This is a genomic window from Tindallia texcoconensis, assembly GCF_055383815.1.
On record NZ_AP042431.1, the window covers coordinates 220,255 to 234,372 of the forward strand.

Sequence of the window (14,118 nt, forward strand, 5' to 3'; positions counted from 1 at the left end):
TCTCCCCCTTTTTTTCAATTATTCAGCGCCTGATCCAAGTCTTCAATAAGATCTTCTGCATCTTCAAGTCCTACAGAAACTCGAATCATATCTGGCGTAATCCCAGCAGCTCTTTGCTGTTCTTCTGTTAGCTGTGCATGCGTAGTACTGCCAGGATGAATGACAAGGGATTTCGCATCTGCTACATTCGCCAACAAGGAAAATACTTTCAAGGCATTAATGAAAGTTTTTCCAGCCTCCACTCCTCCTTTAATTCCGAAAGTAAAGATGGATCCAACACCTTTTGGGAAGTATTTCTGATATAAATCAAAGTATGGACTGTCTTCTATTTCAGGATAGTTCACCCATGATACCCTAGGATGTTTTTTAAGAAATGAAACAATTTTTCTTGTATTCTTCACGTGGCGATCTACCCTTAAGGACAAGGTTTCGAGTCCCTGCAAAAACATAAAGGAATTAAATGGACTTAAGGCAGCTCCCATATCTCTCAATAGCTGTACTCTCATTTTAACGATATAAGCCGCTGATCCAAAGGTTTCTGTATATCGAATCCCATGATACGTTGAATCTGGCTCTGTTAGGCCTAAAAATTTTCCACTCTCTTCCCAATCAAAACTACCACCATCGATTATCACACCACCTATACTCGTTCCATGCCCTCCAATAAACTTTGTTGCAGAATGAACAACTATATCAGCACCATGATTGAGCGGTTGAAATAAATACGGTGTCGCAAAGGTATTATCAATAATAACTGGAATTCCATGACGATGGGCTATTTGAGACACTGCTTCTAGATCTATCAGATTAATATTTGGATTACCGATACTTTCCAAAAATATAGCCTTCGTTTTTTCAGTAATGGCTTTTTCAAAATTATCAGGTTCATCTGGTTCTACAAAGATTGTTTTAATCCCATACTTAGGCATTTGTGCATCTAATAAGGTGAACGTCCCTCCGTATAATGCATTAGAAGCTACTATTTCATCTCCCGCTTGGGCAATATTCATTATAGAATACGTCACTGCTGCAGATCCAGATGCCACTGCCAGCGCACCTACGCCACCCTCAAGGGCTGCCATTCTTTTCTCAAAGACATCACTAGTAGGATTCATAATACGCGTATAAATATTTCCTTCTTCTTCCAGTGAAAACAGTTTTGCAGCATGATCCACGTTATCAAACACATAAGATGTGGTCTGATAAATAGGAACAGCTCTAGATCCTGTCGCAGGATCAGGTTCCTGACCTGCATGAATTTGCAACGTATCAAACCTTCTCGTTTCTTCAGTCATTCTTATCACTCCTTCATTTTTTTTGAGAATAAGAAACCCTCTCTCGCAGGTGCAAAAGAGGGTTAATTACATTGAGTCTCTCATCTCTTAGGTAGTCACCTACAGGATTTAGCACCGTACATTTTCTGCCGGTTGCCGGGTTTCATCGGGCCAGTCCCTCCACCACTCATTATAAGAGTTACATTATTTAATTGATAAATATATTACCATTCTTAAAACAGTCTGTCAACATTTTCTTTTTTAATTTTTTAGATTTTTCACATAAAACTGTTTTAATGTAGCTTATTTTTATGTTATACTGAGGAAATATAATTATTTAGTGTTAACAGGAGGGAATCTATTTGTCTAGTAATCACAGTGAATATAAAATTCGTTCGGCACGTAAACAAGATCTTCCCGCCATTACTCGTATTTATAATCAAGGCATTGCAACTCGCCATGCAACAATGGAGTCGGAGTATAAGAATCTTGATGAAATGAAAGAATGGTTTATGACGAGAAATCCCCGTTATCAAGTCCTTGTACTTGAATACCAAAATGAGATGATGGGCTGGGCTTCTTTGAACTCCTTTCATTATCGAACTGCCTACGATGGTGTTGCAGATTTTTCAATCTATGTTTCTGAGAATCACAGAGGAAAAGGCCTTGGCAAAATATTATTAGAAGAATTAGAAAAAGTAGCCCTAGAAAATGGATTTTATAAACTCGTTCTCTTCACTCCAGACCATAACGAAGCAGCTAAGCGGCTTTATATTAGCCGTGGCTTTCGAATCGTCGGTGCATATCACAATCAAGGGACAATTGATGGAAAATGGATAGATATCGCCATAATGGAAAAGCAATTATTAGAAAGTATGGGAACATAGTACAACCAGCCTTAAAGTGTAGAACCCTCATCTCTATGAAGGTTCTACTTACCATATACCTATTTATTTTCCATAGCCTCTGAGTCATATCCAATGATGCCTTGTACACGACTCACATAATCTGTGATAATCCCATCAATATCATACATCAGAACCTCTCGAATATCTTCTTCTGTATTCACAGTCCATACCCATATTTCTCGTTCATCTACTCGTGCCTGACGGATGATATCCCTATCTAACATACTTTTATCGATGGCATAAAAATCCACATCTAACCGGGATAAGTTTCCAAGAGCGTAATACATTATCTGTCCCAATTTAATATCGGGGTTAAGTATTCGGACACGCTGTAAAAACTCATAATCAAAGGACTGTATATATGCATCCTCAACCATATCTGCATTTTCTATTGAGCGAACCACTTCTACCGCTAGAATATCGACAGGGCCATATGTTTTAACGTCCACGATCACACTGGCTTTCCCTTTCACTTCTTCTAATACTTCATCTAATGATACGACAGACTCCCCTTTGAAGGCCTCCGAAAAACGACTTCCCACATCTAACTGCGACAACTCTTGGAAAGTAAGCTCTATAGGTCTTTCTGGAATACCCGCAACCCTACTCAGTCCCCTATCGTGATTTAAAATCACTACATGATCTTTAGATAATTGCACATCCACTTCAATGAAATCTGCATGTTGATCTAATGCTGATCGAACAGCACTCATAGTATTCTCTGGTGCGTTTACAGGATCTCCCCGATGAGCAGCTATTTTTATATCTCGCCCTATATGCATCAAATTTTCATTTAAAGAATGTCCAAGAAAAAAGGATCCTACTAAAACACTCATCAAAATCACTGCTAATAGAAGTTTTCGTCTTCTAAACAAACGACTTACTAACCATTCAAGTTTTTCTAAAGTATAATTCCGCATGGTTTCCAATTCATCCGTAGCTTTCATACCTGCATCTTGCCTTAAATGATAAAATAATCTTGTTAAATAGATCATATTGAGAGGGAGCAATGCCATCGCAAGTAAAACGCCTAAAAAACTATTTAATGTAAGTAAATAGGTCTCCAGAAGACCACTAACACGAATCCCCAAGTAAGATGGTATCATGGAAGCGCCTGCTAAAAAAAGAAATCCGCCTCCTAAAACCACTAGATTCAGAATAAACAAGTTGACTAGCATGATGCAATTTCTTCCTTGAGTTAGTTTAATACTGTAGCCAATAGCTTTTCTAGTTGTTGTTTTTTCTAAAAGAATGAAATGAACCGTGAAAATAAGCCTCAGTAAAACAAAGACAAAAACCAATAAGACAGCTTGATAAAAATACATGATGATCTTAGAACCTTCTATAAAGTCCATCATTTTAGGTGGAATTTGCACTTCACCAGTTATACCAGGCGATATTGGTAATTCGATCAACGGAGATAGGATTAACAAGATAAAAATAAGGTGAATCATACCAATACCGAGAATTCTTGGTATTGTTCTTATAGCCGTAAAGATCGCCTCTGAAATAAAAACATTTTTAGAAAAATACTTTTTTTGTACTAATACAATAAGTCCACCTAATTCGACGATCATCATAATAACTGCGACAGATGCAATGAAAATCAATCCTATTAACCCTCTATAGCTGAGAACTATTCGAAAAGCCTGACTATTCAAAAGCACTCCAGAACCAAAGGATATTATTAATCGATTAAAAAGATAGGATAAGATTGGCACAAAAATAAAACTACTTAGTACCATAAACACCAATCCATAAGCAATGTATTTTTGATAGTGCTGCCGAAAGTCATAAAAACTCTGTACAAGTAGATTTTTTCGAAGACTCATTCCGAAGCCACCTTTTAAATAAAATACTCTATTTTTACATACCAACCTTCTAGGATAGTAATACAATAAGCCGCACTGATAGACAGTGCGGCTCAGAGGTTTTAAAATAATTAGAATTCTTCTTTCATTATTGGTGGAGGCGAGGAGAGTCGAACTCCTGTCCGAAGGCTCTTTATCGTCGGTTTCTCCGAGCGCAGCTGCTGTTTTAAATCTCGTCTCTTCTGTCGTTCAGCAACAAACTACAGATTTGACCAGCCTCAGTTGTACAACCCAGGGTCAAGGCACCCCCTGCGACGTTCCCCGCTTAAATGACGTTACGACCCTGAATGGCGGGACACTCAGGCGCAACGAGCTACCTTATATTAGGCAGCTAACGCGTAGTTATTGTCTGCGTTTATCTTTAGGTGTTCCGTTCTTTTACGTGTACCCGAAACTAAAACACGGCTCGCTTCCGAAAACTCCAAACCCCCGTCGAAACCATTACGCCCCCTCTATTGTTTTTGCCGTTCCCGAAGCTCTTTTTGAATCTTGCGGTCGGCATCCCGTTTAGCAATATCCTGACGTTTATCATACTTAGCTTTGCCTTGAGCAACCGAAAGTTCAACTTTTACGAGTCCATTTTTCAGATAAACTCTCAAGGGAATCAAAGAGTATCCTTTTTGTTGGACGTAACCAATGAGCTTACGAATCTCCCTCTTATGCAACAAAAGCTTTCGAACACGAAGAGGATCTGCATTGAATATGTTTCCTTGTTCGTACGGGCTTATATGAACATTATACAGGAAAACTTCACTATTTTCAACCCTGGCATATCCGTCCTTTAAATTGATTTTGCCTCCACGAATGGATTTAACCTCTGTTCCTTTTAATTCTATTCCTACCTCATACACTTCTTCGATAGAATAATCATAATAAGCTTTCCTATTTTTTGCTATCGTTTTTATATTTTCAGGCATTTTGCATCAGTCCTTTATCATCAATTCCAGTACTTCTTCTTTCATTGGCAACGAATTCTGTGCACCAAGCTTTGTAGTTGCTAAAGCCCCAGCTGCATTAGCATATTGCAATGCTTCCTTCATGGATTTTTTTTCCAGCAACGCTACCAGTAAAGCGGCATTAAAGGTATCTCCAGCAGCTGTTGTATCTATGGCTTGTACTTCATAGGGGGATCCCTTAACAGTCTTTTGATGACTAATAGCGATGGATCCTCTCTCCCCCATGGTAACCACTACTTGCTTTACTCCTTTCTCAAGTAAGACTCGAGCTCCGGCTTCTATATCTCGTGTGCCAGTTAGAAGCGCTAATTCCGTTTCATTTGGAGTAATAATATCAATCATAGCATAAAGACTTTCTGGCAGTTTTTGGGCCGGAGCAGGATTTAACAAAATGCTTTTGTTAGATTCTTTTAAGCGCTGAATACTTTTTTCTACAGTAATTATAGGCGTCTCTAGCTGAAACATCACCCACTCCGCTTTTTCTAACAACTCTATTTTATCATAAATCCATCTTTCTGTAACGTCAAAGTTAGCGCCAGGATAAACAAGAATGGTATTATCTCCCTGTTCATCAATGGTGATCATAGCATTCCCTGAAGGTGAATTTGTTCGCAGGATTCCATCTGTACAAATTTTTTCCTGTTTTAAGCCCTCCAGCAATTCATCTCCAAAGGCATCTTTTCCCAAGGCACCCATCATAGTCACTTTAGCTCCTAATCTAGAAGCTGCTACCGCCTGATTTGCACCTTTCCCACCTGGTACTGTCATATAATGGTTTGCTAGTAAAGTTTCTCCTCTTTGTGGCAATCGCTTGACTTTCAATATCATATCCATGTTGATGCTGCCAACAACAGCTATATTCATTGATTTTTCCCTTCCTTTCTTGCTTCTTGAATAGCCTTAACTGTCCATTCCGCCAAACCAGAAATGGTCATTTTCTTCATGCCACGTATATATGTATCCAATTCATCTCCAATGGGCGCTTTCCATTTATATTCAATGCCTTCAGACTCCAAAATTACTCCTAGAATCGTTGCTATCTGCGCTGCATTGCAGTCAACATCCTGTCCAGCTAAAGCAATAATTTCCATGGTAATATTAAAGTCACCATTGCCATACCACAAAGCAACCACTTCTGCTGCTGCATTTGGGTAGGCATGTATCCAATTATATCTCCTGTATTTTTCTTCGCAGAATTTCCAGGCGTCCATCCAATCATCATGTTGCTGACATTTGGAAAAAGCATACCTTACAACTTCATAGTATTCACTTGTTTTAGGTATCATTTCAATGCTATGAGCCAATATTTTACGAACATCTTCTTCCACGAAAGCAAAGGAAACCATGGTAGCATTAAAAATTTCACCAATAATACCATTATTGTAATGAGAAATAGATCCATCCATCCAGGCCAATCTAGCCGCTTCTTTCGGATTACCAGGTGCCACCATACCACATATAGCACCCCTCATTTGAGCACCTATCCATTCATAAAATGGATTGCTTCGTATACCACTCTCAGGCGGATAAATTCCCAATTTCAAATTTCTAATGGCAATATCTTCTGCAGACCAAGCAAAAGGAATAAGTGATACCCATTGATCCGCAATATCTATTGCCTCTACTCCATATCCCTTTTCAGAAAAAGCCTTAAGGAAGGCAATTTCATACGTAATATCATCGTTAAATGTATTTGGTTTTCTTAAGTAATTCTTCACTTCACCAAAAGTTTTCAATAATTGTTCTGTTGAATATCCTTCTAGGGCAGTTCCCATGGCACCAGCAATGATTTGTGCTAACCATCCGGCGTATATTTTGTTTTTAAAAGAACTTGCTTCTATGCATATTTCTTTTTTCTCAGGAAACCTCACGGAACTCGCATATTGCTCCCAACTCTTAAACTCTTCATAATTCCAATAAGGATCCTCCTCATTTGGCGATGCTTGAAAAAGCTCACGAAATATTTGAGCAGTAATCCTATGTAAAGATGCCATGTCTTCGTCTACCCACGCCTTCATCCCATGATCTATCAATGATTCAGCAGCACTGACATCCATCCCACGATTTTCCATATCTTGCATGGCTGCTATAATCAGTCTTTCTGGGGCACCGGAGCCTGGCACTTCGCTATACCACCACATTCTTAATCGGTGGTCCTCCATTGCCTCTATCTGTTCAATCGTATTCCAAGATTGATCTTCCTCAGATAGTAACTTGGGGATAGCATTTTGCATAAGTGCTATTTCCATTTTTCGAGCCTTCATTAAAACAACTCCTTATAAATTACTAGAAAGTTAGTTTCGTTTTTCCCTTTCCTTTAGTTGTTAAATCTTTAGCATTTATTTGAAGGATATGTTTGATTCTTTCCTCATCCAAACACAGTGCACCATTGCGCTTTATCCATTTTCCTCCTACCATCACATGGGATATATTGGAATGATCAGCACTGTAAAGAATTGTCGCTAGGGGGTTATGAGCAGGCATAACCGTAATGCTATTAAGATCCCAACATACTAAATCTGCTACATATCCAACTTCTATTTTTCCACTGTGAAATGAAAAAGCATCATGGCCTCTCATTAATATTTCCCAAAGATTGCTTATGTTAAACTTGGATGCATCCTCTTCAATATGCTTGCCCACGAGCCCAAAATACCGAATTTGTTCAAGTGGATTTAATGTATTAGAGCTGGCGGCACCATCCGTAGCAGAAACTAAAGGTAGTTGTTCCCAGTACTTCCATAATTTTCCCTGCCCCATGGCAAGTTTTAAGTATGTTTTAGGGCTGATGGCCATAAAACTGTCCTTCTCCATAAAGGGTATATCCTTTTCTGTGATCCAAAGCCCATGGGCAATTATCAACGGAAGTTTAAAACCACCTGCCTCTGATAGTATTTGAAAAGGCGTTTTTCCATAGGTTTTTAAGCTTTCATTTACTTGCTGTTTTGTTTCTGACAGATGAATGTGCAACCCTATATTCATTTTTTTAGCTTCATCCACAATAGTACTTAAGCTATGAGGTGGACAAGTATACGGTGCATGGGGTCCAAGTCGAAAAGCAAGATTTGGAACACGGCCCTGGTGCTTATCAATAAAACAAAGAGCCGTTGTCAAATCCTGTTTAAAGCATGGTGAAACACCAAATAAAGTGGGTGCAAAGTCACATCGAATTCCTGTTTCTTGTACCGCTTGAATTACTTCTTCTCCAAACATATAATGATCTGCAAACGCCGTTACTCCATGATGAATCATTTCACAGCATGCAATTAAGGCACCCGCATAGGCATTTCCTTCACACATTTTGCTTTCCAGTGGCCATATTTCTTGGTTAAACCAGTCTTCTATAGATACATCTTCCGCCAAACCTCTCATTAAGTTCATAGGAGAATGGGTGTGTACATTGACTAAACCCGGACTAATCACCAACTCAGAGGCATCCATTATTTCATCGGCTTCCCAATCATTTTTCCATTCTTTGCTTATGTTTATAAGTTTTCCATCCCGAATACAAATATGTTTTTCAGATGTAAAGAAACCGGCTTCATCTAGAATGCCGGCGTTTTTAATAATAAGATCATACTTCATAATGCTCTAGCAGCCCTTTCACCAATTTCACAAACCTCTCTCTATCAATACTAAGGGCTACCTGTGTATTTGGTGTATCGCCTGTAACCCGTAGAGTATCGACTACAGTTTTTCCAGTGGTATGTTCACCCTTGGTTTCTACTGTGACAAAATAATCTTTCGTTTGAATCAATGTTGGATCAATCACAGCTGCAATAGCAGCAGGGTCATGCATAATAGCTCCTTTAAGTCCTACCTGTGTAGCAAAAGAATGACTATGACGCATCATTTCTTGCGCCAACCAAACTCCATTTTTCTCTGCCGGACTACCCATCTCTTCAATTTCTTTTTCACTGATCCATGCCTGATGGGTACAGTCAAGCCCTACCATCGTTATGGGAATTCCAGATTCAAAAACCATTTTGGCTGCTTCTGGATCCGCATAAATATTATATTCTGCAGCTGGTGTTACATTGCCATAGGCGACCGCTCCACCCATCATAGTAATGTGAGAAATCCCTTGTTTTAACGAAGGATATTTCATTAATGCAGTGGCTATATTCGTCAATGGTCCCAGCGCTATCAGATGGATTTTTTCATTTTTCTGTATGCTTAGTTCATAAAACAAATCCCAAGCCTTCGTGTCAACAAAATCCATTTTCGATTCTGGTAGCACCACATGCGCCATACCAGTATCACCATGCACATGGCCTGCCGTTACAAGAGGTCTCATGATTGGTTTTTCAGCACCTTTAGCTACAGGGACCGACTTATGCAAAAAAGAAACAATCGCTAATCCATTCACAGCTGTTTTTTCAGCCGTTTGATTGCCAGCAACGGTTGTAATCGCTTTAACATCCAAATGATCCGAAGCTAATGCCATGATCAATGCAATTGTATCATCCGTTCCAGGATCACAATCTATTATAACGGGTATTTTCATTCAGTAATCCTCCTCTACAGCATAAACTTCTCGAGTTTAATCATATTTTTCAAAACATGTGGTAAGCAGTTGAATAAATGCACTCCTATCTACATCATATACCACATCTGTATTTGGTTTTCTCCCAGTGACACCTCGATAATCCACTACGGTAGCACCACTGGTGTACTCCCCTTTAGTCTCTATCTCAACATGTAAATGTTGTGAGGTAAACAGTTCTGGTTTAATTAGCCAAGCTACAGCACAAGGATCGTGTAAAGGACTTCCTTCGAACCCTAAGTCTTTATGAAATTTAGCAAAGAAATCTAATAGTTCTGCCACCATTAAAGATATTTTGCCACCATGGCAGCGAATTTTTTCAATTTCATTGTCAAAAATTTGAGCCCTATGAGTCACATCTAATCCACACATGGTAATTGGAATACCACTTTTAAAAACCACATCCGCCGCTTCTGGATCCACTAAAATATTAAATTCAGATGCCGGTGTCCAATTGCCACCCACCGCAGATCCTCCCATCAAGGAGATCCGTTCAATTCGATTTTTCACAGCTGGCACCGCTAATAATAAAGCAGCAATATTTGTTAATGGACCAGTAGGAACCAAGGTTATTTTTTTATCATTAGACATAATCACTTCTTCCATCAATTCTATGGCACTTTTATGGTAGGATTGAAACGTTGGTTCTGGTAGTTCTGGACCTTCCAAACCACTTTCGCCATGAACCTCTGGTGCAATTTGAAGCTCCCTTACCAAAGGTTGACTGGCTCCAGGGGCTATAGGAATATGAGTAATGCCCGCATAACTAAGAATTCGCATAGCATTATTGAGAGTTTTTTCACTTGTTTGATTACCACCTACCGTTGTAATAGCCTTTACATCCAATTCATCACTGGCAAGGGCTAACAGTAGGGCTAACGCATCATCGTGTCCGGGATCACAGTCCATAATAATAGGTTTTTTCATACTCTATCCTCCGTCTTATGTCTTTTGGATGCATTAGATTGTCTAATTGCATATATAATTAAACCAATAATCGTAACAAGGTAAGGTAACATTTGAACAAATTCTGACGGAATTCTAAAACGTTGCAATGAGTTAGAAAGTGCATCCGCAGCTCCAAATAGGAGAGATGCTAACAACACTCCCATTGGTCTTCCCATGCCTAATGCTTCTGCTGCTAAAGCAATAAAACCTCTGCCAGCAGTCATATCTGTTGAAAACCTAGATACGTATCCCATAGACATATAGGCACCTCCAAATCCAGCAAAGGCACCACTCATAATCAGAGCAATATACTGTACTTTTCGAACGCTAATCCCTACAGATTCTGCCGCGTGAGCATTTTCTCCAACAGCTCTAATCCTAAGTCCTAAAGGCGTTTTATAGAGTAAAATGTACACAAATAATACGGATAGCAAGGATACATAGGTTAAAATATTGTGATTGGAGAAAATATCTCCTAGTACTGGAATGCTATCAACGATTGGAATAACCACTCTCGGCAACATTTGGCTATTAATAGAAGAAGAAATTCCTCTATCTCCAGAAATAACAAATAAAGCAAATACAGTACCTCCTGAAGCCATTAAATTAATAGCGATGGCTGCCAAAATAATATTAGTTTTAAGATTCAAAGCAAAATAAGCTAACATTAACCCAAGCAACATTCCAATCAATATAGCTCCAATTAATCCAACCAAGGCACTCCCAGTATAACCACTAATCACAACACCTGTCAGGGCAGCCGTTAGCATAGTCCCTTCCATGCTAATATTTACAACACCCGCCTTTATAGAAATCATCGCTCCTAAGGTTGCAAAAAGAATGGGGGTTGTTACTCTTAATACAGAATATCCAAAAGTTGTCGAAAAAATTAAATCAAAAATGCTAGCCATTTTGAACCCCTCCATCCTTCAGCTCTTCAAGCTTTATTTGCTCCTTGACGACTACTCGATGTTTCCATCCTGCTAATAAACGTTCCGCTGTTACAAGCATAATCATGATTCCTTGAATGATGGCGACCACTTCACTGGGAACATCCGAAAAACGAGCCATGACATCCGCTCCTATTCGAAGGTATCCTAGAAAAATAGCAAAAATAGGAATGAGTAACGGATTATTCCTCGCCATGATCGCAACAATAACACCATCCCAACCATATCCAGGAGACTGAAACCAGGAAAATCTACTGTACATACCTAGTAATTCAACAGCACCGCCGATTCCCGCTAAAAACCCACCAATAATTTGTGAATAAATAATAACAGCAGTCGTATTAATTCCTGAATACTCAGCAAACTTAATGTTTTGACCTGTCATCCGAAGGGCATAGCCCCATTTTGTGCGATATAAAAAGAGGTACACGAGAATGACAACTATAATCGCAATGATAAAACCAAAATGCAATCTAGTTCCAGGAAGAATTCTAAACAATCGAGCGTCAGGGTTTAATCTATGAGATGCCATAGCACCTGCCATCTCATCACGAAAAAAATTATTAATTAAAAAAATACCCAGCCAAAATAGAATGAAGTTTAACATCAAAGAGGAAACCAATTCACTAGCATTAAGCTTTGCTTTTAAAATAGCTGGAACTGTACTTCCCAACCCACCAGCTAATCCACCGGCTAAAATCGCAAAAAATGGCAACACTATTGGCGGCATTTCAAATGTAATAGCTACGGCTGTTGCTGCCACAGCACCAATAAAAAAACCACCTTCTGCTCCAAGATTAAACTGTTTTGCTGTAAACATAATCGACATGGCCAATCCAGTAAAAATTAACGGAACAGCCATTTCCAGAATGTTACCGATGTAGCGAGTAGTCGTTAAGGGGGCCACAATGAAGTGATACAGTGCAAAGCCAGGGTCTTCACTCACAGTAAAAATGATGATCAATGCCAGAAAAAATGCGACACCAATAGCCACTAAGGTTCTGGCTGTTTCAAACAAAATCCTTCTACTCACTCATCACACCCCCTAGCTCTTCATTTGACATCCGTTTTAATCCAAGCATATACATTCCCAGTTCCATTTCAGTAACATCTGAAGCATTTTGAAAAAAAGCTACTATTTCTCCTTCATACATGACCATCAGGCTATCACTAAGTTCCATCACTTCATTTAAATCTGCAGATACCAGAAGTACGGCTGTTCCCGCATCTCTTAATTTCACTAGCTGTTTTCGAATAAACTCCGTAGAGCCCACATCAATTCCTCTTGTTGGCTGATTTGCAATGATCAAGTCTGGATCAGATGAAAACTCTCTTGCGACAACCACTTTTTGTATATTACCCCCTGATAACATCTTGACTTGCTGCTTTTCTGATGCACATTTAATACTGTAATCCGATACAAGCTGCTTGGCTAATGCAGTAAGCTTTTTCACATTCATTAAACTACCAAGATTATATCTTTTCTCATCATACCGGTCAGAAATTAGATTTTCTTCAATGCTTCCATCACCGGAAACTCCATATATCATTCGATCTTCTGGAATATGAGATACTTTCATGTCTCTCACTTCTTTGACTGAAAAGTTTGTAGTCTCTTTCCCATTTATTAATATTTGACCAGTAGTAGCTTTTTTCATCCCCGTTAGCAAATCAACTAACTCACCCTGTCCATTGCCTTCCACCCCTGCTATTCCTAAAATCTGTCCTTCTTTAATTTGAAAATCAATTTCTTTTACCACTGGTGCTTTCTTGTCCTCGTAGTAGGATATTTTTTGGACGTTCAAGACAGTTTCTCCTACTGTAGGGGGTTCTTTCTCCACCTTCAGTAATACATCTCTGCCAACCATTAACCTGGAAATTTCTTGTTCACTTGTGTCTTTTGTTTCATGAATACCCATACTTCGACCATTTCTAAGGATAGTAAGTCGATCTGTAATTTGCTTTACTTCCTTTAATTTATGGGATATAAAAATAATCGTGAATCCTTGATTTTTAAGGCTCACTAACTCTTCAAATAGTTCCTTTGTTTCTTGAGGCGTTAAAACAGCAGTCGGCTCATCTAAAATCAAAATTTCTGCACCTCTAACCAAGGCTTTTAAAATTTCCAACTTCTGTTTTTTACCTACTGCTAATGTATCCACTATGGCTTTAGGGTCAATGGCCAAATTGTATTTTTGGGAGACTTCCTCTGTCATACGAACCGCTTTTTCATAATCAAAAAAAAGATTGTTTTTTTTTGGCTCAATACCCATAACTAAATTTTCCGCCACTGTTAAGCTGGGCACCAACATAAAATGCTGATGAACCATGCCAATGCCATAATGAATTGCAGCACTTGGAGAGGAGATATTGATTGTTTTTCCGTTTAACTTAATTACCCCTTCTTCAGGTTGCTCCATTCCGAACAGTATTTTCATCAGCGTCGATTTCCCAGCACCATTTTCTCCCATAATGGCATGAATTTCTCCTTTTCGCACAGCAAAATGGACATCTTTGTTTGCCATCACACCATTTGGATACACTTTTGTTATCCCTTCCATTTTTAACAATTCTTCCATAATTTCTGGGTACACCTCCACCCTTAAAACTCCCGTCACCATGGGCGGGAGTTCTATTAATAGTATGTAAAACCAAGGACAGGCAG

General features: G+C 39.0%; 12 protein-coding genes, 1 other RNA gene and 1 riboswitch. Of the genes, 1 reads left to right on the forward strand and 12 read right to left on the reverse strand.

The features are described from left to right. Positions 1–14: 14 nt before the first annotated feature. Positions 15–1,295: an O-acetylhomoserine aminocarboxypropyltransferase/cysteine synthase family protein gene (locus ACZ47N_RS01115; RefSeq protein WP_464887301.1), complete on the reverse strand. Its 1,281-nt coding sequence runs from the start codon at positions 1,293–1,295 to the stop codon at positions 15–17. Between the two features lie 77 nt (positions 1,296–1,372). Continuing rightward, positions 1,373–1,473: riboswitch (SAM riboswitch) on the reverse strand. Positions 1,474–1,636: 163 nt separating this feature from the next. On the opposite strand from ACZ47N_RS01115, the gene ACZ47N_RS01120 reads away from it, so the two are divergent. Then, on the forward strand, positions 1,637–2,161 hold the full coding sequence (locus ACZ47N_RS01120) for an arsinothricin resistance N-acetyltransferase ArsN1 family A (protein ID WP_464887302.1): 525 nt from the start codon (positions 1,637–1,639) through the stop codon (positions 2,159–2,161). Between the two features lie 59 nt (positions 2,162–2,220). On the opposite strand, the gene ACZ47N_RS01125 is transcribed toward ACZ47N_RS01120, so the two are convergent. From ACZ47N_RS01125 to ACZ47N_RS01175, 11 genes are all read right to left on the reverse strand, one after another. Beyond that, entirely contained in the window at positions 2,221–4,014 is a 1,794-nt protein-coding gene (locus ACZ47N_RS01125; protein WP_464887303.1) for a glycerophosphodiester phosphodiesterase family protein, read from the reverse strand. 131 nt (positions 4,015–4,145) lie between these two features. Further along, positions 4,146–4,504, reverse strand: a transfer-messenger RNA (tmRNA) gene (gene ssrA, locus ACZ47N_RS01130). 1 nt (position 4,505) lies between these two features. After that, entirely contained in the window at positions 4,506–4,970 is a 465-nt protein-coding gene (gene smpB, locus ACZ47N_RS01135; protein ID WP_464887304.1) for an SsrA-binding protein SmpB, read from the reverse strand. 6 nt (positions 4,971–4,976) lie between these two features. Beyond that, on the reverse strand, positions 4,977–5,873 hold the full coding sequence (gene rbsK, locus ACZ47N_RS01140) for a ribokinase (protein WP_464887305.1): 897 nt from the start codon (positions 5,871–5,873) through the stop codon (positions 4,977–4,979). Further along, on the reverse strand, positions 5,870–7,273 hold the full coding sequence (locus ACZ47N_RS01145) for an ADP-ribosylglycohydrolase family protein (protein ID WP_464887306.1): 1,404 nt from the start codon (positions 7,271–7,273) through the stop codon (positions 5,870–5,872). The genes rbsK and ACZ47N_RS01145 overlap by 4 nt, the downstream gene beginning before the upstream one ends. 22 nt (positions 7,274–7,295) lie before the next feature. After that, positions 7,296–8,594: an amidohydrolase family protein gene (locus ACZ47N_RS01150; protein ID WP_464887307.1), complete on the reverse strand. Its 1,299-nt coding sequence runs from the start codon at positions 8,592–8,594 to the stop codon at positions 7,296–7,298. After that, on the reverse strand, positions 8,584–9,516 hold the full coding sequence (locus ACZ47N_RS01155; protein ID WP_464887308.1) for a nucleoside hydrolase: 933 nt from the start codon (positions 9,514–9,516) through the stop codon (positions 8,584–8,586). The genes ACZ47N_RS01150 and ACZ47N_RS01155 overlap by 11 nt, the downstream gene beginning before the upstream one ends. Before the next feature lie 36 nt (positions 9,517–9,552). Then, positions 9,553–10,482, reverse strand: a complete 930-nt coding sequence (rihA, locus tag ACZ47N_RS01160; protein WP_464887309.1) for a pyrimidine-specific ribonucleoside hydrolase RihA — start codon at positions 10,480–10,482, stop codon at positions 9,553–9,555. Further along, a complete protein-coding gene (locus tag ACZ47N_RS01165; RefSeq protein WP_464887310.1) occupies positions 10,479–11,414 on the reverse strand; it encodes an ABC transporter permease in 936 nt (311 codons plus the stop codon). The genes rihA and ACZ47N_RS01165 overlap by 4 nt, the downstream gene beginning before the upstream one ends. Beyond that, positions 11,407–12,486, reverse strand: coding sequence for an ABC transporter permease (locus ACZ47N_RS01170; protein WP_464887311.1), 1,080 nt, complete (start codon positions 12,484–12,486; stop codon positions 11,407–11,409). Before ACZ47N_RS01170 ends, ACZ47N_RS01165 begins: the two co-directional genes overlap by 8 nt. Continuing rightward, positions 12,479–14,053 carry an ABC transporter ATP-binding protein gene (locus tag ACZ47N_RS01175; protein WP_464887312.1) on the reverse strand — a complete coding sequence of 525 codons (1,575 nt, stop codon included), beginning with the start codon at positions 14,051–14,053 and terminating at the stop codon, positions 12,479–12,481. The genes ACZ47N_RS01170 and ACZ47N_RS01175 overlap by 8 nt, the downstream gene beginning before the upstream one ends. Between the last annotated feature and the right edge of the window lie 65 nt (positions 14,054–14,118).

What these genes read in the sequence shown, in the direction of transcription:
- ACZ47N_RS01115 (WP_464887301.1), bottom strand. Translation starts at nt 1,295, where the DNA reads ATGACTGAAGAAACGAGAAGGTTTGATACGTTGCAAATTCATGCAGGT.
- ACZ47N_RS01125 (WP_464887303.1), bottom strand. Translation starts at nt 4,014, where the DNA reads ATGAGTCTTCGAAAAAATCTACTTGTACAGAGTTTTTATGACTTTCGG.
- smpB (WP_464887304.1), bottom strand. Translation starts at nt 4,970, where the DNA reads ATGCCTGAAAATATAAAAACGATAGCAAAAAATAGGAAAGCTTATTAT.
- rbsK (WP_464887305.1), bottom strand. Translation starts at nt 5,873, where the DNA reads ATGAATATAGCTGTTGTTGGCAGCATCAACATGGATATGATATTGAAA.
- ACZ47N_RS01145 (WP_464887306.1), bottom strand. Translation starts at nt 7,273, where the DNA reads ATGAAGGCTCGAAAAATGGAAATAGCACTTATGCAAAATGCTATCCCC.
- ACZ47N_RS01150 (WP_464887307.1), bottom strand. Translation starts at nt 8,594, where the DNA reads ATGAAGTATGATCTTATTATTAAAAACGCCGGCATTCTAGATGAAGCC.
- ACZ47N_RS01155 (WP_464887308.1), bottom strand. Translation starts at nt 9,516, where the DNA reads ATGAAAATACCCGTTATAATAGATTGTGATCCTGGAACGGATGATACA.
- rihA (WP_464887309.1), bottom strand. Translation starts at nt 10,482, where the DNA reads ATGAAAAAACCTATTATTATGGACTGTGATCCCGGACACGATGATGCG.
- ACZ47N_RS01165 (WP_464887310.1), bottom strand. Translation starts at nt 11,414, where the DNA reads ATGGCTAGCATTTTTGATTTAATTTTTTCGACAACTTTTGGATATTCT.